The organism is Massilia brevitalea, assembly GCF_030711405.1.
Taxonomy (GTDB): domain Bacteria; phylum Pseudomonadota; class Gammaproteobacteria; order Burkholderiales; family Burkholderiaceae_D; genus Telluria; species Telluria brevitalea.
Genome location: NZ_JAULSI010000011.1, coordinates 103,362 through 123,987, shown reverse-complemented (window position 1 = coordinate 123,987; position 20,626 = coordinate 103,362). Strand labels below are relative to the sequence as shown.

Annotated in this window: 23 protein-coding genes and 2 tRNA genes; 10 read left to right on the top strand and 15 right to left on the bottom strand. The window is 58.9% G+C overall.

All coding sequences use genetic code 11. The annotated features are described in order from the left end of the window. Positions 1-17 precede the first annotated feature (17 nt). Entirely contained in the window at positions 18-218 is a 201-nt protein-coding gene (locus QWL29_RS09195; RefSeq protein ID WP_305822588.1) for a hypothetical protein, read from the top strand. On the opposite strand, the gene QWL29_RS09190 is transcribed toward QWL29_RS09195, so the two are convergent. The 6 genes from QWL29_RS09190 to QWL29_RS09165 form a co-directional block, all read right to left on the bottom strand. Continuing rightward, positions 219-827 carry a hypothetical protein gene (locus QWL29_RS09190; RefSeq protein ID WP_305822587.1) on the bottom strand — a complete coding sequence of 203 codons (609 nt, stop codon included), beginning with the start codon at positions 825-827 and terminating at the stop codon, positions 219-221. A 41-nt stretch (positions 828-868) separates the two neighbouring features. After that, complete coding sequence (locus tag QWL29_RS09185; RefSeq protein ID WP_305822586.1) at positions 869-2,212, bottom strand: primase-helicase family protein; 1,344 nt, start codon at positions 2,210-2,212, stop codon at positions 869-871. Continuing rightward, the gene (locus QWL29_RS09180) at positions 2,193-2,450 is read right to left on the bottom strand and encodes a hypothetical protein (RefSeq protein WP_305822585.1); all 258 of its coding nucleotides are present in this window, start codon (positions 2,448-2,450) and stop codon (positions 2,193-2,195) included. Before QWL29_RS09180 ends, QWL29_RS09185 begins: the two co-directional genes overlap by 20 nt. Positions 2,451-2,606: 156 nt before the next feature. After that, positions 2,607-3,026: a hypothetical protein gene (locus QWL29_RS09175; RefSeq protein ID WP_305822584.1), complete on the bottom strand. Its 420-nt coding sequence runs from the start codon at positions 3,024-3,026 to the stop codon at positions 2,607-2,609. An 872-nt stretch (positions 3,027-3,898) separates the two neighbouring features. Next, the gene (locus QWL29_RS09170) at positions 3,899-4,543 is read right to left on the bottom strand and encodes a hypothetical protein (protein ID WP_305822583.1); all 645 of its coding nucleotides are present in this window, start codon (positions 4,541-4,543) and stop codon (positions 3,899-3,901) included. Continuing rightward, positions 4,540-5,370, bottom strand: coding sequence for a site-specific integrase (locus QWL29_RS09165; protein ID WP_305822582.1), 831 nt, complete (start codon positions 5,368-5,370; stop codon positions 4,540-4,542). Before QWL29_RS09165 ends, QWL29_RS09170 begins: the two co-directional genes overlap by 4 nt. Positions 5,371-5,677: 307 nt before the next feature. On the opposite strand from QWL29_RS09165, the gene dusA reads away from it, so the two are divergent. The 5 genes from dusA to QWL29_RS09140 all read left to right on the top strand — a co-directional run bounded on the left by dusA (position 5,678) and on the right by QWL29_RS09140 (position 10,691). Next, positions 5,678-6,688, top strand: coding sequence for a tRNA dihydrouridine(20/20a) synthase DusA (gene dusA, locus QWL29_RS09160; protein WP_305822581.1), 1,011 nt, complete (start codon positions 5,678-5,680; stop codon positions 6,686-6,688). Between the two features lie 517 nt (positions 6,689-7,205). Beyond that, a complete protein-coding gene (locus QWL29_RS09155) occupies positions 7,206-8,966 on the top strand; it encodes a methyl-accepting chemotaxis protein (protein WP_305822580.1) in 1,761 nt (586 codons plus the stop codon). Positions 8,967-9,045: 79 nt separating this feature from the next. Next, positions 9,046-9,390: an energy transducer TonB gene (locus tag QWL29_RS09150; protein WP_305822579.1), complete on the top strand. Its 345-nt coding sequence runs from the start codon at positions 9,046-9,048 to the stop codon at positions 9,388-9,390. Positions 9,391-9,653: 263 nt separating this feature from the next. Continuing rightward, positions 9,654-10,058 (top strand): hypothetical protein, encoded by a 405-nt coding sequence (locus QWL29_RS09145; protein ID WP_305822578.1) that lies wholly within the window; start codon positions 9,654-9,656, stop codon positions 10,056-10,058. Between the two features lie 177 nt (positions 10,059-10,235). Continuing rightward, complete coding sequence (locus tag QWL29_RS09140) at positions 10,236-10,691, top strand: hypothetical protein (RefSeq protein WP_305822577.1); 456 nt, start codon at positions 10,236-10,238, stop codon at positions 10,689-10,691. 118 nt (positions 10,692-10,809) lie between these two features. Here the strand turns inward: QWL29_RS09140 and QWL29_RS09135 are convergent. From QWL29_RS09135 to QWL29_RS09120, 4 genes are all read right to left on the bottom strand, one after another. Beyond that, positions 10,810-10,885, bottom strand: a tRNA-His gene (locus tag QWL29_RS09135). 83 nt (positions 10,886-10,968) lie between these two features. Next, positions 10,969-11,847: a glutamate racemase gene (gene murI, locus QWL29_RS09130; RefSeq protein WP_305822576.1), complete on the bottom strand. Its 879-nt coding sequence runs from the start codon at positions 11,845-11,847 to the stop codon at positions 10,969-10,971. A gap of 37 nt (positions 11,848-11,884) precedes the next feature. Further along, positions 11,885-13,420, bottom strand: a complete 1,536-nt coding sequence (locus tag QWL29_RS09125; RefSeq protein WP_305822575.1) for a fumarate hydratase — start codon at positions 13,418-13,420, stop codon at positions 11,885-11,887. Positions 13,421-13,438: 18 nt separating this feature from the next. Continuing rightward, the gene (locus tag QWL29_RS09120; RefSeq protein ID WP_305822574.1) at positions 13,439-14,050 is read right to left on the bottom strand and encodes a YqhA family protein; all 612 of its coding nucleotides are present in this window, start codon (positions 14,048-14,050) and stop codon (positions 13,439-13,441) included. Positions 14,051-14,241: 191 nt separating this feature from the next. Here QWL29_RS09120 and acs point away from each other — a divergent pair, with 191 nt between their 5' ends. Further along, positions 14,242-16,239, top strand: a complete 1,998-nt coding sequence (gene acs / locus QWL29_RS09115; protein WP_305822573.1) for an acetate--CoA ligase — start codon at positions 14,242-14,244, stop codon at positions 16,237-16,239. A 93-nt stretch (positions 16,240-16,332) separates the two neighbouring features. Here the strand turns inward: acs and QWL29_RS09110 are convergent, their stop codons facing one another. After that, positions 16,333-16,644 (bottom strand): KTSC domain-containing protein, encoded by a 312-nt coding sequence (locus tag QWL29_RS09110; protein WP_305822572.1) that lies wholly within the window; start codon positions 16,642-16,644, stop codon positions 16,333-16,335. 124 nt (positions 16,645-16,768) lie between these two features. Between QWL29_RS09110 and QWL29_RS09105 the strand changes: the two genes are divergently transcribed. Continuing rightward, positions 16,769-16,859: transfer RNA gene (locus tag QWL29_RS09105), tRNA-Ser, on the top strand. Between the two features lie 178 nt (positions 16,860-17,037). Here the strand turns inward: QWL29_RS09105 and QWL29_RS09100 are convergent. Continuing rightward, positions 17,038-17,295 (bottom strand): Txe/YoeB family addiction module toxin, encoded by a 258-nt coding sequence (locus tag QWL29_RS09100; protein ID WP_305822571.1) that lies wholly within the window; start codon positions 17,293-17,295, stop codon positions 17,038-17,040. Then, a complete protein-coding gene (locus tag QWL29_RS09095; RefSeq protein WP_305822570.1) occupies positions 17,270-17,569 on the bottom strand; it encodes a type II toxin-antitoxin system Phd/YefM family antitoxin in 300 nt (99 codons plus the stop codon). Before QWL29_RS09095 ends, QWL29_RS09100 begins: the two co-directional genes overlap by 26 nt. 199 nt (positions 17,570-17,768) lie before the next feature. Here QWL29_RS09095 and QWL29_RS09090 point away from each other — a divergent pair, with 199 nt between their 5' ends. Continuing rightward, entirely contained in the window at positions 17,769-18,011 is a 243-nt protein-coding gene (locus QWL29_RS09090) for a hypothetical protein (protein ID WP_305822569.1), read from the top strand. 94 nt (positions 18,012-18,105) lie between these two features. Here the strand turns inward: QWL29_RS09090 and QWL29_RS09085 are convergent, their stop codons facing one another. Next, positions 18,106-18,885 (bottom strand): LexA family transcriptional regulator, encoded by a 780-nt coding sequence (locus QWL29_RS09085; RefSeq protein WP_305822568.1) that lies wholly within the window; start codon positions 18,883-18,885, stop codon positions 18,106-18,108. A 256-nt stretch (positions 18,886-19,141) separates the two neighbouring features. Between QWL29_RS09085 and QWL29_RS09080 the strand changes: the two genes are divergently transcribed. Then, positions 19,142-19,375 (top strand): phage holin family protein, encoded by a 234-nt coding sequence (locus QWL29_RS09080; protein ID WP_305822567.1) that lies wholly within the window; start codon positions 19,142-19,144, stop codon positions 19,373-19,375. 21 nt (positions 19,376-19,396) lie between these two features. Here QWL29_RS09080 and QWL29_RS09075 read toward each other — a convergent pair whose 3' ends face one another. After that, positions 19,397-20,575, bottom strand: a complete 1,179-nt coding sequence (locus QWL29_RS09075) for an MFS transporter (protein ID WP_305822566.1) — start codon at positions 20,573-20,575, stop codon at positions 19,397-19,399. Between the last annotated feature and the right edge of the window lie 51 nt (positions 20,576-20,626).

The window sequence follows — 20,626 nt, the reverse complement described above, 5'->3', positions numbered from 1 at the left end:
AAATAATCGGAGATAACATGGCAAACGTAAGCGTGCACGAATACATCGAGGCGGCAATCGGTAACGATACACTTGAGCGGGCACAGGTCAAGAGTGCGGGGAACATCATTGCTCAGTTCCTCGTCATCAGGAAAGGGCTTGAAGGCCGCATTCCTACCGAAGAATTGAGCGCAACGGCTGCTACGCTTACGGCTGGGATTTGGGCGGCTGACGACTGACTAGGCCACGCATTCCAACTGTAGGTCGATCATGCTGGCAAACCGGGCAAGGCTGTAGGCATGAATGCCTTGCTTGGTGATCCGGCCCATTGTTTCGGCGTCAGGCGTCTTCGTGAAGACGATTGCAAACTGCGGAGAACCGATGGTCGATTGCACGATTGCCTGTTTCGGTGCGGCGTGGTTCCATTGATTCTGGATTTGGCAAAAGGTCGGGTACTTGCGGAGCTTGTCGGGTTCAAGTCGATTGTATGCTTTTTCCGCGTTAGCCTTGCTTGTCTTTCCGTTCAAATGGTCGCATTTTATTTCAACCCACAAATCAAGCCCGGCGTGGTAAAAATCTGCCATTGCGTTAAAAGCTACGCCGTCTTTATCGGTAAAGCTGAACGGTAGTAGTGTACGATTGACGAGGGTAAAACCTAGTGGGAGAAGCTTTGCTTCCGCAAGTTGTTCAGGCGTCTGATATGCCATGTGTTGTTGTACCTTTCTTCGAAATTTGTGCATTACATAGAAGTAGAAGCTTGTTTTAAATTCTGCATTATCTGCATTATGGCAATCAAACCGCCGAAGACCCGCATAAACACGGGCTTTCAGCTTTTTGTGGATTTGCATTATCTCTGCATTATCCCTGCATTTTGTCTGCATTATCTTTTTCAATAAGTCAGTGCAGCAGCGATTTCGGCGGCTTCCTCTTCTGTTACGGATCGGGTTCTTTTCTGTCCTGCGGGTGCTGGCGGAACCCAAATGTAAATTTGATCCGGGCCGCAACCTTCGACAATCCGGCGTTTCTCGACGTAGCCCACTTCCTTTAGAACCTTAGTTACCGCTTCAAGATTCGGGTGTTGCAAGTTATTCACTTTCAGGTACGAGAATAGCTGGTTCATGTGGAAACACGGCTTATCGGCAAGATAGCTTTCGATTAGCGTTGCAAGTGCACTACGGCCAGCGTCAATCATTGATAACAAGGTCGGCGTTTGCGGAATGCTGAACGCGTTGAACGGCTTATCTCCTTGAAGTTCGATGTTCAAAAAGAATTGACGCAACTGGGCGGCGGCTTCCGGCTCTTGGAGCCATGCAAAGAAGCGAGAGAAGAACGCGTCAGTGTTTGCCTTATCGCCTTCCGGGTTATGCATGTTCGTATGCGTAGAAAACTCGGTAGCGTAAAATCGACGGCAATTATCCATTACTAGCGGCGTGCGGCTATTACTCAAAACGATTACACGGGCATACACTTCGCGGAGTTCCGGGTGCGTCTGGTACTTGACGTTGACGGATTGGCTTCTACGCGTGATTTCCAGCTTTAAGCGATTATGCGTATTGCGGTCGCCCTTTGCGTCATCGAATACAACGAACATATTATCAGGCAAGTCGGCAGAGAATTCCTTGAATGCGCTGCTGTAGCTGTTATCGTCAAACACGTGTCTATCGCCCAGTGCCTTTCGCAAAACAATCGGCAGGGTCGACTTACCGTTACCTTGCACGCCTGTAATCATTAACGCATGTGCCGGGCGGACTAGCGGGAACTGAAATGCGTGGCCCAGGACTTGCAGAACGTGGCGGCGGTCGTCTTCGTTCGGGAAGAGGCGTTCGAAGTACTCCGTCAGCACTTGCGGGGCGTCAGGGGCCAGCGGCGGCAGGAACGGCACGAACGTGTTCGCCTTCAACACGCCCTCTTGCGCTTCGAAGAACCGGGCATTGACGGGCTTGAAAGCACAGCCGTACACTTGCGGTAGCTTGGCTTTGACACGGGTTTGCAGCTTCGCTTTAAAGTCGGCGTATGGCTCCGAATCGTCAATAAAGACGTTATTATCCTTTGCCCACTTAGGCCACTTCGCCGTGATAGTTTCGATAGAAGCACATTGCTTCGTATTCGAAAAGAACATTTGCGGCGGATGCACGGCGTAGTCTACGCAAAGCGAAAGTGACGATAAGTACCGGGCGTAATTATTGACTGCATTCTTTGGCGAGGTTTTGATTTCAGGTGTTGCGTGGTTCATTTGTTTTGTCCTTTTGCGTGCCTAGATCGGCTATTGCGATTAATTGTTGAATTACTTGGCTACCAGATTGGTTCGATGCGTGGCATAACCTTTGCAAAGAATCCCAAGAGGCTTGTGGCATGAAGCAATATTGACGAAACAGTACCGTCCCATCTTTCGATACAACGCGTTGCCGGTTCGTGTTCGGGATGGTCTGTGGACTCATCCGCGCTTCCGTTTTTATGGTGCTGCTATTCATTTTGTTTCCTTTACGTTAATTTCCAGACGTAAAACGGGCGTAACAATCCCTATCGGGCGATACGACTATTATTAGCGTCTGGTTTTGATTTACTGCGGTGGCCGGGAATGGCCGTTTGGTGCGTACCCGATACCGGGTAGCGGTATGAGGCGGGTATTACGCGGCGGCTACTTGCTGACGCTTTAGGGCACGAAGCGTTTTTTCTTGCTCGGCAATGGCAGCGGCGATTTCGGCTTGTTTGGCTGCTTTCTCGCGTTCGGCAACGAGGCGAATAGCGGCGTCTTCAATGGCCTTTTCTTTCTGAATGCGTTCTGCTTCCAGCACGTCAGCCATATCAGCTTGCAGGGCTTCTACAAGGTCTGCGTCGGGGTTGCCTCGCTCCAGATTTACCATAATTTGCCCGGTGTGCCCGTAAATTTGTAGGTCGGTGCAAATGTACCCTTGGCGTGCGGCGGCTACTAGTTTATGCAGGGTCGGAATCATAGTTCCAATTAGTGACATTGAGGCCGGGCGGCTTGGTGCTGCTGGGGCTGCTACTGGCAGATCGGTTGTAAGTACGGCGGTTTGGTCGGTCATTTTAGTTCCTTTAGATTGTAGTAGTGAGTAATTAGATTGCAGTGCAACGCATGAAGTTAGCCAAGCGTTCGCGGTTCCAAATCAGGTCAGACGGCGTTTTTAGGCCGACTGAATTCAAATGATTCGAGATAGTACGTAGCGTCGAGTACGGGCGCAGGACGCGGATAATAGACGCCACAGCTTCGTAGTAGGGTGCTGTTTTAAGTTTTCCGCCAAATTGCGGGGATTGATTTTCATTAAGCATAGGGATACCTCCAAGTTGATAGGATGATTAAATTTTTACCGGGGAGTTGTGTTTCAACGGCGGGATGCGGAGAACGTTCCTCTCCACTGACTACAATTATAACAGATCACCTGTAATAAGTCAAGAAGTTTGTAAAAGTCAAGCGTTTTTACAATTTTATTTTGTTCGGCTATCGCACACAAACCGGGGGGAATCGCCCATTGCAGGCCGGGGGCGTTTGACAGTGCTTCGGGCGAATTTTACCCGGATGAAATTAAGAAGTAGGCGCGTCAGTTTTCTTGGCTATCCGGTCGCTTTTCCAGCTTACGCTCACATCAAAACCTTCTTCGAGTCGATGGTAGAGCGGGGCTTAACTAGTCCGGCAACGTGGTTACGCACTGCGGCGATAGGGTATAAGTAGTTGCAGCCGAGTAGTGCGTACTCTGGCCCTTGGCCGCGTTTGCGCCATGCCTCAAGGGTCGATTTCTTTACCCCGGCGAGCTTGGCAAAGGCATCTTCGTCTAGGCAGTCAACAAGCTGCGCTAGGTGCGCAATGCTCGGGGTGTGGGTAAGGGTGTTAGTTTGCATTTCAGTCCTCCGTGTTGTTAGTGAGGACTGGACTGTAAAGGAGCAATGATGTGCAGCCCGGCTACTTGTCAATTGAGGCTGGTTTGTACTTCCGAACTACAGCGTTGATCGTTGTCGTACTCACTTCATAGCGGTTTGCCAGCATCTTCACTACGCCGTAAGCCGTCCCGTCGCGCTTGCTGTCCCAGTAGTGTTTTGCAATGTTCACGCATGCGGCCTCGGATAACTTCCGGGGGATGGATGCCTTCTTGCTCTGTGCCTCCTTAAACTGTTGCTGCGCGTCGAGTGTCGGTTGCAGCCTGTGGAGCGTTCGCGCCTGTTCGAATAACGTCTCTCCCTTTTTCAACTGTAGGGTATCGACTTCGGTTAGTGGCGGGGGTAACACCACACAGGCTGGTGATTCGTGCAGAGGCAGGTGCAGCGTCTTGCCCGGTTGCCAATGTTCGGCTGTCTCGACCAATCTACCTTGCTCATATCGGGCCAGGATCGATTTGATTTCGTCAATCAGAGGCCGGGTGTGGGCCGTTACCTGCGGTTCGATCCAAGCTAAGCCCATGTACAAACGTTTAACAAGCCCAGCGGGAGTGTCGTCAAGGAAGCCATTGCGAATCAGGAATGCATCGGTGCTTTCGTCCTGAATGCGGTAGTAATCACGCGTCCATTTGTCGATTTCGGACGGGTCGTCTCGACTGATCTCGGTAGTCATGCTGCACCCGGCTTCGTGCCTGTCAGTGCCAACAGGGCCGCGTGTACGTCTGCTGGCTTCGTGTGCGTATAACGCTTCAACTGTGTCCACGTTTTGTGACCGGTGAGCAGCGCAACCTGTGGGATTGTCAGCCCTACGCTGAACAGGTCAGTGGTCGCCTTGTGGCGAAGGTCATGAAAGCGCAGATCGACAATCTTTAGCTTTGTACATGCACGTGTAAAGGCGGTGCTTACGCTGGAAGCTTGGTACGGGAAGACGCGGCCAACCTTACGAAGCTGTAGAGCCGATTCAACGATAGCCCACGCGGCGGGAAGTAGCGGAACGGTCTGGTGGTTGCCTTCCTTGTTCTTGGGGTCTTTCCTGTCCCGGATGATGACGGTGCGCTTGGCTACATCTACGTCCTCGATGTTGATGGAGCAGATTTCATCTTGTCGCATGGATGTAGCAAGGGCGAAAGCGCACAGGGTTGCCATCGGAATCTTCTGGCGGTTGTTATCTCGCCAGTGGGCAAAAAGTTGTTCAAGCTCTGCGGGCGTAGGTTCACGGTCGCGTTCTTTGCTACGGGTGCGTACATTCCGGGCAGTTAGGTCGCGCCGTGCGTTAAGGGCGAGGTCGGTAGGTAAGTCCATCCGGCGTGAATGTTTCCCCCACTTGAGAATGGCACCGAAGAACGATAAGTCGGCGGCGATGGTCACGCCTCCGGCCCCGGCAGCAAGCCTCTTATCGATGAAGTCGCGCAAGTGGATGCTGTTAATACGCTTCAATGGGATGTTGCCAAGCTCGCGGCGTAGCATAGCGTGGGTCGCCTGTTTCGTTCGACCGCCCATGTTACACTCTAGGGCATACCCATCTATCAGATCGGCTACGCTGTAACCCTCGGGTACTGGCTGGTATCCGCTTGCAACTATATGTTCCGCTTGAATTTCAACTTGTTTCGCCCATGATTCCGCATCGCGCTTCCGGGTGAACGTCTCGTTCCGATACATCCCCTGTCGACGTACCTGTGCCCGCCATTTTCCGCTAGGTAATTTTGTGAACGTAGCCATCGTGTGCAATCTGTGTGTGTTGAGTTATGCCCGAATTATGGACGAATTATTTACCCCGTGTGCACTACGTGTGCACTGAATGCTGCACATGACCCAAATTAACGACAAAAATACTATTAAAAACAAGAGGTTGCTAAGTGTGGCCCCGATGATGGACTGGACCGACCGCCACTGCCGCGTCTTCCACCGCCAGATCACGAAACACACCTGGCTCTACACCGAGATGGTCACCACCGGCGCCCTGGTCTATGGCGACGTCGAGCGCCACCTGCGCTACGACGACATCGAGCACCCGGTCGCCCTGCAGCTGGGCGGCAGCGAGCCGGCCGACCTGGCCAAGAGCGCGAAGCTGGGCCAGGAGTGGGGCTACGACGAGATCAACCTGAACTGCGGCTGCCCGTCCGAGCGTGTGCAAAAAGGGGCCTTTGGCGCCTGCCTGATGAACGAGCCGCAGCTGGTGGCCGATTGCGTGAAGGCGATGCGCGATGCGGTGACGATCGACGTCACCGTCAAGCACCGCATCGGCATCGACAAGAACGAGGAATACGGTTTCGTGCGCGACTTCGTCGGTACGATTGCCAATGCCGGCTGCTGCACCTTCATCGTCCACGCACGCAACGCCATCCTGAAGGGCCTGTCTCCAAAGGAAAACCGCGAGATTCCGCCGCTGCGCTACGAGGTGGCCTACCAGCTCAAGCGCGACTTTCCGGAGCTGGAAATCCTGATCAACGGCGGCATCAAGACGAACGACGAGATCGCGCTGCACCTGCAGCACGTGGACGGCGTCATGCTGGGGCGCGAGGCTTATCACAATCCTTTCCTGATGGCCGACTGGGACGCGCGTTTCTATGGCGACGACGTGCCCGCGAAGACCCGCGCCGAAGTGCTGGCGGCGATGGTGCCGTATATCGCGGACCAGCTGGCGCGCTATGGGCAGTACGGCATGAAGCTGAACAGCGTCACGCGCCACATGCTGGGCCTGACCGCCGGGCTGCCGGGCGCACGCGCCTTCCGCCAGATGCTGTCAGACCCGAAGCAGCTGGCCAAGGCCGACCCGCAGTTGTTGCTCGAGGCGGCGGCCGGGATTCGCAGCCTGTAGCGAGGCAGCGCCCGGCCAGGCAGGCGGGCAGCAGGACCAGTATCGGGAAGGCGGCGCTCCAAGGCGCCGTTTTTGCGTTTACGCGCCTGCATTGTGCTGGCGTATCGGGCAGACGGGTAGTTGTATTGGCAGGGACGCCCGGCCATTTGGAAAAGTTTCTACGGGGATATATATGGTTCCATAAGAGAATAGCAATGATGTTATTAACAAGAAACTACGTAATATTCTTGCCAGATGTAGGAAATTTGCTACACGGAAACGTCGATTTGTGTAGACAGCTCAAGGCCATGCTTGCTCTGGGGCAAGACCCAATCCATAATTTCGCTGGTAGCAAACGAAGATTTGTTGAAGAAGCGCTCCGAGGCGTGTTTCTTGTATATGCATAAATTTCCATGTGACGCCGTACGATTTGATTTATCCTTTCGGAAACAGTTTCCATGAAGGAAGTCTGCGACTGGCACATCACGCGGGCACACTGGTTCCAGGCAAATCTGAATAACAGAATAGGGAAGGCGAAATGAATTTATCGAACATGAAAGTCGGTATGCGCTTGGGGCTGGGGTTTGCCCTGGTGCTGGTGTTGCTGGTGGTAGTGACCGTGGTCGGCGTGCTGCGCATGGGCCAGATCCAGGATCGCCTCGATCACGTCGTTAGCGTGAACAATGTTTCGAGCCGCATGGTCATCGAGATGCGCAACAACGTGCAGGACCGCCTGGCATCGCTGCGCGTGCTGACCCTGATGGCCGACCCTGCCGACATGGAACCGGAACTCAAGAAGTTCAAGGACCAGTCCGCCAAGTACACCGAAGCGCAAACCAAGGTCAGCCAGATTTTCGCGGCCAACGGCAGCGACGCCGAGAAAGCCCTGCTGGCCGAAGTCAAGCAGCATGAAGCCGCCGCCCTGCCGGCAATTGCCAAGGCCTCGGAACTGTACCTCGCCAACGACGCCATGAACGCGACCCGCGTGATGGTGAAGGAAGTGCGTCCGGTCCAGAAGAAGTGGACCGAAGCGCTGGACAAGCTGGTGCAGCTGGAAGACAAGCAAAGCGCCCAGAGCCAGGCCGATGCCGAAGCCGCCTTCGTGAATGCCCGCAACTTCATGGTCATCATGCTGGTCGTGGCCGTCGTCATGGGCGTGGCCGCCGCCTGGTTCATCACCCGCGGTCTGATCAAGCAGCTGGGCGGCGAGCCTGACTACACCACCAGGATTGCCGGCAGCATCGCCCATGGCAACCTGGCCATCGACATCGACACCAGCACCGCCGACAAGGGCAGCCTGCTGTCGGAAATGAGCGAAATGCGCAACAGCCTGGTCAAGATCGTCGGCCAGGTGCGCCGCGGCACCGAGACCATCGGCACCGCCTCGCGTGAAATTGCCGCCGGCAACATCGACCTGTCGTCGCGTACCGAACTGCAGGCCAGCTCGCTGGAAAAAACCGCCTCGGCCATGGAAACCCTGACCACCACCGTGCGCCAGAACGCCGAGCACGCTCGTGAAGCGAACCACCTCGCGGCCAGCGCCTCGGACGTGGCCCGCAAGGGCGGCGATGTGGTGTCGCAAGTGGTCGGCACCATGGGCGAGATCAATAGTTCGGCCAGCAAGATCGCCGACATCATCGGCGTCATCGATGGCATCGCCTTCCAGACCAACATCCTGGCGCTGAACGCGGCAGTCGAAGCGGCCCGTGCCGGCGAACAGGGCCGCGGCTTCGCGGTCGTGGCATCCGAAGTGCGCAACCTGGCCCAGCGTTCGGCTGCGGCGGCAAAAGAAATCAAGACCCTGATCGGCGACTCCGTCGAGAAGGTCGAGCGCGGCAGCAAGCTGGTCGGCCAGGCCGGCGTGACGATGGACGAAGTGGTGGCGAGCGTGAAACGCGTGACCGACATCATGGGCGAGATCGCCAACGCCAGCGCCGAGCAGAGCGCCGGCATCGAACAAGTCAACATGTCGATCATCGAGATGGACAGCATGACCCAGCAGAACGCGGCGCTGGTCGAAGAAGCGGCGGCTGCGGCCCAGAGCCTGCAGGACCAGGCGGGCGAACTGGCGCGCGTGGTCAGCATCTTCAAGCTGGTCGAAGGCGAAGAGGGCGCTGCACTGGCCCCGGCGCCAGCGGCCAGCGTGCCTGCGGTGCGCGCTCCGGCCGTCCGTGCTGCACGTCCGGCGCTGAAGAAGCCGGTGGCAGCGGCGGCACCGGCCAAAGCGGCCAAGCCGGCCGCAGCCAAGCCGAAGAAGGCGCCGGTTGCAGCGGGCAACGATGAATGGGAAGAATTCTGATTACGGCGACCTTGCCGGACACACTGAAAGACCGCAAGCAGTCAGCGGCACATTAACTCACTTTTTGGGAATACTAATTATGAAAAAGCCTTACCTGAGCGCCATTGTCACCCTCGTTTTCGCTTCGATCGCCGGCTCGGCTTTCGCTGCTGAAGTGCCTGCTTCCTTCGACCCGTCCAAGTGCAAGGTCGAATACCCGAAAGCGTCCCTGATGAATGAAGAGCAGGGCGTGACCTCGATGAGCTTCGTGGTCGGCGCCGACGGTAGCGTCGTCGATTCGAAGCTGGAAAAATCGAGCGGTTTCAAAGGCCTGGACAAGGCAGCCCAGAAAGGCCTGTCGGCTTGCAAGTTCAAGCCGGGCACCAAGGACGGTTCGCCAGCCCAGACCACCACCAAGGTCGATTACGCCTGGAAATTGGACTAATCTCCTGCAGGAAGTGTTACCGGCGTCGTGGGCATGGACCCACGAAGCACGAGGTGACGCGAACAAGAACAGCCGGCCGATGCCGGCTGTTTGCATTTCCAGGCTCGGAAAGGCCTGCGCTGTTACAAATGGCGGACTGTCCGTTACGCTACCGTTACGTTCCCTGTCGGAATTGTTTCGATTGTAAGCACTTGCATCAGTACTACTGTGCGTAGGAAGCTTTGGCTATAGTGATCTCACACCGAAACAAAAGGAGCACTACCATGAAACGAATCCTCTTGACCGCAGCAGCCGTCCTGATCAGCACCGCAGCCCTCAGCCCGGCACAAGCCTACCAGCCACATGGCCGTACCGAGGTCATCATCGTGAAGAAGGCGCCGCCTGCGCCGCGCCGCGAAGCTGTGCCGGCAGCACGCCGCGGTTTCGAATGGGTGCCGGGTTACTGGAACTGGTCGGGCAACCGCTACACCTGGGTGAAGGGCCACTACGAGAAAGTGCGTCCGGGTTACATCTACCAGCGCGCCGAATGGCGCCGCGACCGGAATGGCTGGTATCTGGAGCGTGGCGGCTGGCAGAACAACGACCGCGGATCCCCGCGCCGTGACCGCGACGGCGATGGCGTGCCGAACCGTCACGATGCGCGTCCGAACAATCCGAACCGTTATTGAGCGCAGTTGCGTGGCCAGTCGGCCGCTCGATCGGAAGGCCACCGCGAGGTGGCCTTTTTTGCGTCTGTTGTTATCCATGTCCATGCGGAGCCTGACCGTTCTTTTTCTGACACGGTGGTGCTGAACACCGATAAAATTGGTTCTGGGAAATCCACTACCAACACTAAAGGATGTTCGATGAAAGAGGTAACTGGTCAACTGAAGATGCTCGGTTCAGGCTCGGTCTCGCATGGGAGGGTCGGCTCCTCGATGGTGAAGTACAACACGATCCAGATCGGCAATACGATCCTGCAAAAGATCGTGACGGCGCAAAGCCTGGACGACTTCATCCAGAAAGGCCTGGGGCATGAAGTGACGCTGTTCCTGAACAAGAACATGCTGATCGGGGTAAAGCTGCAGGATGGCCAGGTTTACTACTGGAAGCGCAGTAGCGGCCTGTTCCTGATGTCGATCGTGGTGAGCCTGCTCCTGCTGGCCTTTGCGGTCGTGATCGGCGGCACATCCGGCAGTTTCATCATGCCGCTCGTGGTGGCATGCGTGGTGATTTTCTTTACCCTGGCGCCATTCATCCTGCAGACGGTTTCCTACCAGCCGAAACTATCAGCCCTGGGTGGCATTCCGCTGAGGGGTTGATACGGCAGGAGGGGCGGCGGCGGCGGCGCGCTGTCCGCCGGCCCCTTGCACTTTCGGAGGACAAGAAAAAAGGGTTACCAGCCGAAACTGGTAACCCTTTTCTTTTACCGCGAATTCTTGGGGTGGCTGATGGGACTCGAACCCACGACAACAGGAATCACAATCCTGGACTCTACCAACTGAGCTACAGCCACCATTGTCTTGCTTACTTCTTGTTTGTCTTCAGTGCTGCGAAGACAGAACAAGATTATACAAACTCCGAAGCAAACTGGCAAATCTAATTGTTAGGTCCGATCAACATTGTTCCGGACGCGCTTAAGGCGACCTCGTGCACCGGCGGGTCGATGCCCAGCAGGCTGGCAAACGCTGCCGATAGGGCGGTCGCGCTGGCGCTGGTGTAGCCGTCCAGGCGCGCCGTATCGGACGCCGTATCGGACGCCATATTCGCCAGACCGCCGGCCGCCAGCAAACGTGCCAAATGCCGCGCCACCGCTTCGCCTGTATCGATCAGCGTTACAGTACGGTCAGTGGTGCGCACAATCAGCTTTTCGATCGAGGCCTGCACCAGCGGATAGTGGGTGCAGCCCAGCACCAGGGTATCGGCGCCTGCATCCAGTAGCGGCACGATGAAGCGTGCCAGCAGCGCGTCGGTGGCGTCGGACGCGAGTTCGCCCAGTTCGATCTGGTCGACCAGCCCGGGGCAGGGCTGCAGCAGGAAGCGGGCGCCGGTGGCGGCGCCGATCTGGTCGCGCAGCTGCAGGAACTTGGCGCCGGCCAGCGTGCGCTCGGTGGCGATCACGCCGACGGTGCCGCTGCGCGTGGCCGCCGCCGCCGGCTTCAGGCCCGGTTCGACGCCGACGATGATCAAATCGGGAAAGCGCTCGCGCAGGCGCGCAATCGCCGCCACGGTGGCGGTGTTGCAGGCGACGACGACGGCTTTCACGCCTTGCTCGACGAGGAAGCTGCCGACCGCCAGCACGCGCTCGGCTACCACGGATTCGGGCTTGCCGCCGTAGGGCGCGAAGCCGGAGTCGGCGAAGTACAGCAGGTGTTCGTGCGGCAGCTGCGCGCGGATATGGCGCAGGACCGAGAGGCCGCCGACGCCGGAATCGAAAATGCCGACCGGCGCGTTGGGAGAGGGAAGATGGGGTGTCATAAGAAAAAAGGCGGCGCATGCAGCGCCGCCCAGGTCATCAAACGACTGCGACCGGAATGCCTTTCAGCGATTCGATCTTCGCGGCCCATTCCTTCGGACCGGTGTTGTGCACCGAGGTGCCGGTCGAATCGACGGCCACCGTCACTGGCATGTCCTGCACGTCGAACTCGTAGATCGCTTCCATGCCCAGGTCTTCGAAGCCGACCACTTTCGCCGACTTGATTGCCTTCGACACCAGGTAGGCCGAGCCGCCGACCGCCATCAAATAGGCCGACTTGTGCTTCTGGATCGATTCGATCGCCAGCGGGCCGCGCTCGGCCTTGCCGATCATCGAGATCAGGCCGGTCTTCTCCAGCATCATGTCGGTGAACTTGTCCATGCGCGTCGCGGTGGTCGGGCCTGCGGGGCCGACGACTTCCGAACCGACCGGATCGACCGGGCCGACGTAATAGATCACGCGGTTGGTGAAGTCCACCGGCAGCTGCTCGCCGCGCGCCAGCATGTCCTGGATGCGCTTGTGGGCGGCGTCGCGGCCGGTCAGCATCTTGCCGTTCAGGAGCAGGGTCTGGCCCGGCTGCCAGGATGCGACTTCTTCCTTGGTGAGGGTGTCGAGGTCGACGCGCTTCGATTTCTGGGTGTCCGGGGTCCACTGCACGTCCGGCCAGGTCGACAGCGCAGGCGGTTCGATGTAAGAAGGGCCGGAGCCGTCCAGCACGAAGTGGGCGTGGCGGGTGGCGGCGCAGTTCGGGATCATCGCGACAGGTTTCGACGCCGCGTGGGTCGGGTACATGCTGATCTTCACGTCGAGCACGGTGGTCAGGCCGCCCAGGCCCTGGGCGCCGATGCCGAGCGCGTTGATCTTGTCGCACAGTTCGATACGGAGTTCTTCCGTCTTGTTCTGCGGGCCGCGCTGCTTGAGCTCGTACATGTCGATGTCTTCCATCAGCGACTCCTTGGCCATCAGCATGGCCTTCTCGGCCGAGCCGCCGATGCCGATGCCGAGCATGCCCGGCGGGCACCAGCCGGCGCCCATCAGCGGCACCGTTTTCAGGACCCAGTCGACCAGCGAGTCGGATGGATTGAGCATCACGAACTTGGTCTTGTTTTCCGAGCCGCCGCCCTTGGCCGCGACTTTCACGTCGACGGTGTCGCCCGGGACCAGTTCCATGTGGACCACGGCCGGGGTGTTGTCCTTGGTGTTCTTGCGCTCGAAGTGCGGGTCGGCGACGATCGAGGCGCGCAGCTTGTTGTCCGGGAAGTTGTACGCGCGGCGCACGCCTTCGTTGACGGCGTCGGTGATCGAGCCGCTGCCGAAACCTTCGAAGCGCACGTTCATGCCGATCTTCAGGAACACGTTGACGATGCCGGTGTCCTGGCAGATCGGGCGCTTGCCTTCGGCGCACATGCGCGAGTTGGTCAGGATCTGCGCGATCGCGTCTTTTGCTGCCGGGCTTTGCTCGGCTTCATAGGCGCGCGCCAGGTGCTGGATGTAGTCAGCCGGGTGGTAATAGCTGATGTACTGGAGCGCAGCGGCGACCGATTCGATCAGGTCTTCCTGTTTGATGACTGTCATGACAATTCTCTTGTGATGTTAGTGGTGCTTTGGCTGGTGGTGCGTGGTGGTGGTAATGCGGTCGGTCCAGGAAATGGCCAGGGCCGAGACCAGGAAGGCGCAATGGATCGTGGTCTGGGCAATCAGGACCTTGGGGTCGTAGGCGCCGGCATTGATGAAGGTTTTCAGCAGGTGGATCGAGGAAATGCCGATGATGGCCATCGCCAGCTTGGTCTTCAGTACCGAGGCGTTCACGTGCGACAGCCATTCCGGCTGGTCGGGGTGGCCTTCCAGGTGCATGCGCGAGACAAAGGTTTCGTAGCCGCCGACGATCACCATGATCAACAAATTCGAGATCATGACCACGTCGATCAGGCCCAGCACCACCAGCATGATCGTGGTTTCGGTCAGCTTTTTCGGACGCTCGGAACCCGGCACGGTGACGACATCGAGGATGTGGTTCAGCGAATCCATGTTGCCAAAGGCGGCGCCGATCAGGTCCTTCAGCTCGACCCAGAAATGGAACACGTAGACGCACTGCGCCAGGATCAGGCCCAGGTAGAGCGGCAGCTGCAGCCAGCGGCTGGCGAAAATCAGGTTGCTGAGGGGAGAGAGCTTGCGTTGTTCGTTTGCTGGGAGGTTCTGCGACATCGGGTAAAGCTCCAAGGGTGCGTCAAAATACAGCCCATCATTTTACACCTCTCCTGCCGCGTTGCAGCAGGCCGCATCGGTTTGCCCGATGGTTGGTAGAATCACACGCACAAGGGATGGCGGCTCGTAAGCGTTCAGTAAGCGAGCACGCCTATGGTGTCTGGCAAAACGACTACTACATGGAGACTAGCATGGCCGAGAACGAGACCAATCAGGAAAACCAGGGCTTGCAGGAACACCGCGTGTTCGCGCCGCCAGCCGGGTTCGTTGCCAATGCCACGATTTCGGGCATGGACGCCTACAACAAGCTGTGCGCCGAAGCGGAAAGCGACTACGAGGGCTTCTGGGCGCGCCTGGCGCGCGAGCACCTCGACTGGCACCAGGACTTCACCAGCACGCTCGACGAATCGGATGCGCCTTTCTACAAGTGGTTCAAGGATGGCCAGCTGAACGCATCGTACAACTGCCTCGACCGCAACCTCAGCAACGGCAACGCCGACAAGGCCGCCATCATCTTCGAGGCCGACGACGGCAGCGTCACCCGCGCCACCTACCGCGAGCTGCACGAGCGCGTCTGCAAATTCGCGAATGGCCTGAAGTCCCGCGGCATCAAGAAGGGCGACCGCGTCATCATCTACATGTCGATGTCGATCGAAGGCGTGGCCGCGATGCAGGCCTGCGCGCGCATCGGCGCCACCCACTCGGTGGTGTTCGGCGGCTTCTCGGCCAAGTCGCTGCAGGAACGCATCATCGATGCCGGCGCTGTCGCCGTCATCACGGCAGATGAACAACAGCGCGGCGGCAAGGCGCTGCCTTTGAAGTCCATCGTCGACGAGGCGCTGGCGCTGGGCGGCTGCGATTCCGTCAAGGACGTGATCGTCTACAAGCGCACCGGCGGCAACATCGCCTTCCAGGAAGGGCGCGATATCTGGCTGAGCGACCTGGTCGATGGCCAGGCTGCCGAGTGCGAGCCGGAATGGGTAGATGCCGAGCACCCGCTGTTCATCCTCTACACTTCGGGCTCGACCGGTACGCCGAAGGGCGTGCAGCACTCGACCGGCGGCTACCTGCTGTGGGCCGCGCTGACCATGAAATGGTCGTTCGACATCAAGCCGCAAGACGTGTTCTGGTGCACCGCCGACATCGGCTGGGTGACCGGCCACAGCTACATCGCCTATGGCCCGCTGGCCGTCGGCGGCACGCAGGTCGTGTTCGAAGGCGTGCCGACCTACCCGAACGCCGGCCGCTTCTGGGACACCATCGCCAAGCACAAGGTGTCGATCTTCTACACCGCGCCAACGGCGATCCGCTCGCTGATCAAGGCCTCGGATGTGGACGAAAAAGTCCACCCGAAGAACTACGATCTGTCCTCGCTGCGTTTGCTGGGTTCGGTGGGCGAGCCGATCAATCCGGAAGCCTGGATGTGGTACTACAAGAACGTGGGCGGCGAACGCTGCCCGATCGTCGACACCTTCTGGCAGACCGAAACCGGCGGCCACATGATTACCCCGCTGCCGGGCGCGACGCCGATGGTGCCGGGCTCGTGCACGCTGCCGCTGCCGGGCATCATGGCGGCAATCGTCGACGAATCCGGTGCGGACGTGGCGAACGGGCAGGGCGGTATCCTGGTCGTGAAGCGTCCGTGGCCGTCGATGATCCGCACCATCTGGAACAACCCGGAGCGCTTCAAGACCAGCTACTTCCCTGAGGAGTTGGGCGGCAAGTATTACCTGGCGGGCGATGGTGCGATCCGCAACAAGGATACGGCTTACTTCACGATTACCGGCCGCATCGACGACGTGCTGAACGTGTCGGGGCACCGCATGGGCACGATGGAGATCGAGTCGGCGCTGGTGGCCAATCCGATCGTGGCCGAGGCGGCCGTCGTTGGCAAGCCGGACGATACGACCGGCGAGTCGATCTGCGCGTTTGTCGTGCTCAAGCAGGCGCGGCCGACGGGCGAGGAGGCCAAGAAGCTGGCGGCCGAGCTGCGCACCTGGGTCGGCAAGGAGATCGGACCGATCGCCAAGCCGAAGGAGATCCGCTTTGGCGATAACCTGCCGAAGACGCGTTCGGGCAAGATCATGCGCCGCCTGCTGCGCGTGCTGGCCAAGGGCGAGACGATTACCCAGGACGTGTCGACGCTGGAGAATCCGGCGATCCTGGAGCAGCTCAAGGAAGCGTCCTGATGTGATGGCGCCCGGCTCGGTTGCTGGGGGCCTGAATCGATGGCGTGTCGGCGCCGCCCTGTTTTGGCAGGGCGGCGTTGTCTTATTGACTGTCTACGCGCCGTCCGGATCGCCGCCGAAGGCTTTCATCAGGGCCTCGCGGTCGAGGGTGTGCTTGTCGGTCGAGACGGCGGCACGGCCACGGCGGCCGGTGAATTCTTCTTCGATGTTGTCGCGGTAATAGCTCCAGGGCGAAGCCGAGGTGGAAAGCTTGCGCCACACTTCGGTGCCGACTGCGGCATAGTCGATGGCGTTGCCATCGTCAAATTCCACGCGGAGTAGGCGCTCGCGTGCGTCGTAGCCAATGGCGCGCAGCTTGCCGGCATTAATCTTCTTCATTTCCATCGCGTTCTCCGGTTGGGTCACTCGACTGTCCTCGCCAGGCTCACGTGCGGCGTCATGGCGAGATGCTTGTCAGGATGCTCTTGTACAGTCGAGAATCCTTGCTATAATAGGCGGCTTCGCGTGAACGCATGCGCGGAACCCATCAGGAGAGATGGATGAGTGGTTTAAGTCGCACGCCTGGAAAGCGTGTGTAGGTTCATAGCCTACCGGGGGTTCGAATCCCCCTCTCTCCGCCAAGATACCCAAAAGCCCCGATCAGGGGCTTTTTTTATCCCCTCCCTGAGAGGATGCAGGGCGTGCCTGGGCCGAATAGCCGCAGCTCTTCGAAGACCTGGGGATCATGTCAGGCACTGTGCCGACGTTCATGCAGTCGAAAGAACAAGGGCTCATCAACGGTAGAGAAGCCCTTGACGGTCAGTAGTGATAGCGGCAGCTGATGACGGTTATTTCGTCATCGTCGGCTTGGTAGACGAGGCGGTTTGCTTCGTCAATTCGCCTTGACCAAAAGCCGCTCAGGCTGTGCTTGAGAGGCTCTGGCTTACCGATCCCGACGAAAGGATCGCGCTGGACGTCTTTGATCAGCTCATTGATACGTTTCAGCGTCTTTCTATCTTGCGTTTGCCAGTAGATATAGTCGGTCCAAGGCTCATCCGTGAACTTCAGATTGCGCATCTTGCTCTTCCTTAGCTTCGGGTACGTCGATCAGCTCCCGATGCCTCGCTTGACCTGCACGAGCTTGCGCGATGGATTTTGCCAAATGAGCTGCATTTGCAGGCGAGCTCAACAGGTAGACAGTCTCCATGAGGCTGCTGTAGTAATCGAAAGACATGACGACGGCATCAGCCGCATCACGACGTGAAATCACTGTCACGTCGGCATCCTCGACCACTTGGTCGATAACGGTCCGAAGACTGTTGCGAGCATCAGAAAAATTGATGATTCTCATGGGGGCACTCCCTTGCTTATCCGTTGGAATGAGTAGTTAGATAGGGTCGTTAGCGAATTTGGTATGGGCGCCGTCGTAAGTATGAGTATGTATCTAACGGATGAAGACTTGTACGATTAACTGTACAGGTTAAAGTATAGCCTATTTATGATGGATAGCAAGCGCCCTACGCGCTACCGCGGTCGACCTTGCGTTCAGCATGGGCGCCGGCGGCCGCTCGAACATCCTGCTGGCAGCCGAGGCACTGGAAGGCAGTTTCTCTACCGGCGTGTCGAACCTGCACACTGGGATCAACGGCACCCTGGGTGTAACTGACACCCGCTCGCGCATCGAGCCTGCCACGTCCGAGCATGCGAACCTGATACCAGCGATCAACGGTATCCTGCCAAACGAGATCGCGCCCATCAAGCAGATGTACTACCTGAACTCGCTGCTGTACTAAGCAAACTACATCGGGCATCGCTGCAGCTGCAGTGATGGACTGGCATTTTCATCGGCCGAGTCCACTCAAAGCAGCCATTTCCTACCTGGCATTCCTAGAGCCTTCCCCGCAGCGACCGTCCCGGCTGGTACACCACCCGCCCAATCACGCTGAACTCCCCGCTACGCGCATTCACCGGCCCGAAGTCCGGATTCACCGAATGCAGATACCACTCCCCGCTACGCTTGACCATCTGCTTCACGCAGCAATCGCCATCGAAGTTCAGCGCATACAGCTCCCGATTGACCAGCTTCTTGTCGGTCGGATCGATCACGATCACATCATCCTCGAACATCAGAGGTTCCATGCTCTGGCCGCGCACCTGGATCGCAATCAGCTTGTCCGGATTGAGCTTGCCGCGTTCGATGTCCGCGCGTGGAATCCGGATGCTGCCGCTGTCCTCTACCACGGGTTCGGTGCCGAAACGCGCCACGCCGGCGCGCAGTTTCAAGGTGACCAGCCGGACCCCGACCGTGTCCGCGTCTTCCGATTGGAGCACGCGCCTGGCCCTGGCCAGCACGCCATCATTCGCCGCCACACCATCCGGCATGGCGGCCGACACGTAGCCGCTTAACTGTTCCTGCAAGCGGGGACTGAAGTCCGCCACAGTGCAGCCCATGACCGAAGCAAACCGGGTGGCGGCGCCGACGTTCAGGGGGATACGCCCATTCAGGTATTGGCTGAGCGCACTCTGATTGAAGCCCAGCAGCTCACCGGCCGCCTCTTGCGAAGCAGGGTGGCCGGCGTCCTTCTGGCGCTTCTGCCATTCGGCGAAGCGCTGCTTCAGGCGCGCAGCATCGTCGAGCTGCGCTGGGGTGAGGGGAAGGGCAGGCATGCGCATAAGGGATGGTAAAAATTGCATTCTACAATTAGTCAGACTGCTGAACAAGAAAATTAGTCGGACTGTTGACCGTTTTGATTAGTCAGACTAATATTAAGTCATTGGAGGCGTTTGAGCGAGCACAAAATCAGGGCGATTTTGCAGCAGAACATGAACCGCGCACGCCGTCGTGTAGTTGAACTGGCCAATGCCGGCGCTGGGCGGAGGCTGTTTTGGGCGCATGCAGCACGGCCCGATCGAAAGGCATGTAATGAGCAAGATCACCGTACCGGAATTCAGCAGCTATGCCGGCGCCATCAGCGCGGTCTGTGCATCGCTGACACTCACCGACGTCGGCGTTGCCGTCGGTATCGGCACCGCCGTCCTCACCTTCGTCATGAACGCCCTGTACATGCGCCGCAAGGATGCGCGCGAGCAGCGTCAGGCCGATCTCGATGCACGCGAAAGCGAGGCGCGCCTGGCGGCGCTTGGCATACAGCCATGAATCGCCAGGCTGGCCGACCAGTCAGGCGGACCGGAGCTTGGCCACCAGGCCACTGCCAAGCACCGCCAGCAGCGCGATGCCCGCCGATACATAACCAACGTAGCCCGCGCCCCAGGTTGACACGCTCAGGCCCCCGATCATGGCGCCGAACGCAATCCCGCCATTCGCCGCCGACACGTTGATCGTCCCGGCCAGCGCCTGCGCCTTGGCCGCCGCCTTCATCACGCGGATCTGGCAGATCGGGTACAGCGCCGTATTCGCAATTCCCCACAGCGCCAGCGCCAGCGCGAACCACAGCCGCGAGCCGACCAGCGCCATGCTGGCCGCCATGCCCAGCGCCAGCAGCGCGCTGAACAGGGCGGTGGTGGCCAGCGGCTTGCTGTCGACCCAGCGCCCGCCCAGCCAGTTGCCGAACAGGCCGACGGCGCCAAAGCCCATCAGCCACCAGCCCACCTGGCCTGGTGCGATGCCGGCCGATTTTTCCAGCGTCTCGGCCAGGTAGGTATAGCCCGCGAACATCGCCGTGAACACCAGCACCGACAAGGCGACGTTCGCCAGGAAGAAGGGGCTTTTCAGGATCGCGGCCTGCTCGCCGACGGCTACCTTGGCGGCTGCGCGCACGGCCGGCATGCTGATCTGGATCAGCAGCGCGATCACCAGCGACAGCACTGCCAGCAGGGCAAAGGCGCCGCGCCAGCCGATGGCGTTCGAGGCCAGGGTGCCGAGCGGAATACCGAACAGCATGGCGGCCGAGATCCCGAGGTAGACCGTCGCCACGGCCTTGCCGCCGCGCTCAGGTCCGGCGATCTGGGCCGCCGTTTCGCTGGCCGTGCCCCAGAACACCGGCAGCGCCAGCGCCGGCAACAGGCGCGCGATGGCCAGCACCCAGATGTTCGGCGCCAGCGCCGCCAGGCCGTTCGATGCGGCGAACAGGACCAGGATCGCCACGAACAGGCGCTTGCGGTCGACGTTGGCGAGCCAGGCGGTGAGGAAGGGGCCGCACAGCATGACGACGACGGCGAACATCGTCACCAGCTGGCCGGCGGTGGACACGGCAATGCCGAGCTCGCGGGCAAGCGAGGGCAGCAGGCCGACGATCAGGAATTCCGTGGTCACGATCACGAAGGCGGCAATGGCCAGGATGGGAATGGCGGCGCCGCCGGAGCGGGGCAGGGAAGGGGAAATTGTTGTTGTGGTCATGGTGTAGGCAATGCGCAGTTCCAGAAATAGACCGTGCATCGTAATAAAGAA

Bases quoted from the DNA above. Each gene is read 5' to 3' on its own strand.
- QWL29_RS09195 (WP_305822588.1), top strand. From the start codon at position 18: ATGGCAAACGTAAGCGTGCACGAATACATCGAGGCGGCAATCGGTAAC.
- QWL29_RS09190 (WP_305822587.1), bottom strand. From the start codon at position 827: ATGCAAATCCACAAAAAGCTGAAAGCCCGTGTTTATGCGGGTCTTCGG.
- QWL29_RS09185 (WP_305822586.1), bottom strand. From the start codon at position 2,212: ATGAACCACGCAACACCTGAAATCAAAACCTCGCCAAAGAATGCAGTC.
- QWL29_RS09180 (WP_305822585.1), bottom strand. From the start codon at position 2,450: ATGAATAGCAGCACCATAAAAACGGAAGCGCGGATGAGTCCACAGACC.
- QWL29_RS09175 (WP_305822584.1), bottom strand. From the start codon at position 3,026: ATGACCGACCAAACCGCCGTACTTACAACCGATCTGCCAGTAGCAGCC.
- QWL29_RS09170 (WP_305822583.1), bottom strand. From the start codon at position 4,543: ATGACTACCGAGATCAGTCGAGACGACCCGTCCGAAATCGACAAATGG.
- QWL29_RS09165 (WP_305822582.1), bottom strand. From the start codon at position 5,370: ATGGGCGGTCGAACGAAACAGGCGACCCACGCTATGCTACGCCGCGAG.
- dusA (WP_305822581.1), top strand. From the start codon at position 5,678: ATGACCCAAATTAACGACAAAAATACTATTAAAAACAAGAGGTTGCTA.
- QWL29_RS09155 (WP_305822580.1), top strand. From the start codon at position 7,206: ATGAATTTATCGAACATGAAAGTCGGTATGCGCTTGGGGCTGGGGTTT.
- QWL29_RS09150 (WP_305822579.1), top strand. From the start codon at position 9,046: ATGAAAAAGCCTTACCTGAGCGCCATTGTCACCCTCGTTTTCGCTTCG.
- QWL29_RS09145 (WP_305822578.1), top strand. From the start codon at position 9,654: ATGAAACGAATCCTCTTGACCGCAGCAGCCGTCCTGATCAGCACCGCA.
- QWL29_RS09140 (WP_305822577.1), top strand. From the start codon at position 10,236: ATGAAAGAGGTAACTGGTCAACTGAAGATGCTCGGTTCAGGCTCGGTC.
- murI (WP_305822576.1), bottom strand. From the start codon at position 11,847: ATGACACCCCATCTTCCCTCTCCCAACGCGCCGGTCGGCATTTTCGAT.
- QWL29_RS09125 (WP_305822575.1), bottom strand. From the start codon at position 13,420: ATGACAGTCATCAAACAGGAAGACCTGATCGAATCGGTCGCCGCTGCG.
- QWL29_RS09120 (WP_305822574.1), bottom strand. From the start codon at position 14,050: ATGTCGCAGAACCTCCCAGCAAACGAACAACGCAAGCTCTCTCCCCTC.
- acs (WP_305822573.1), top strand. From the start codon at position 14,242: ATGGCCGAGAACGAGACCAATCAGGAAAACCAGGGCTTGCAGGAACAC.
- QWL29_RS09100 (WP_305822571.1), bottom strand. From the start codon at position 17,295: ATGCGCAATCTGAAGTTCACGGATGAGCCTTGGACCGACTATATCTAC.
- QWL29_RS09095 (WP_305822570.1), bottom strand. From the start codon at position 17,569: ATGAGAATCATCAATTTTTCTGATGCTCGCAACAGTCTTCGGACCGTT.
- QWL29_RS09090 (WP_305822569.1), top strand. From the start codon at position 17,769: ATGGGCGCCGGCGGCCGCTCGAACATCCTGCTGGCAGCCGAGGCACTG.
- QWL29_RS09085 (WP_305822568.1), bottom strand. From the start codon at position 18,885: ATGCCTGCCCTTCCCCTCACCCCAGCGCAGCTCGACGATGCTGCGCGC.
- QWL29_RS09080 (WP_305822567.1), top strand. From the start codon at position 19,142: ATGAGCAAGATCACCGTACCGGAATTCAGCAGCTATGCCGGCGCCATC.
- QWL29_RS09075 (WP_305822566.1), bottom strand. From the start codon at position 20,575: ATGACCACAACAACAATTTCCCCTTCCCTGCCCCGCTCCGGCGGCGCC.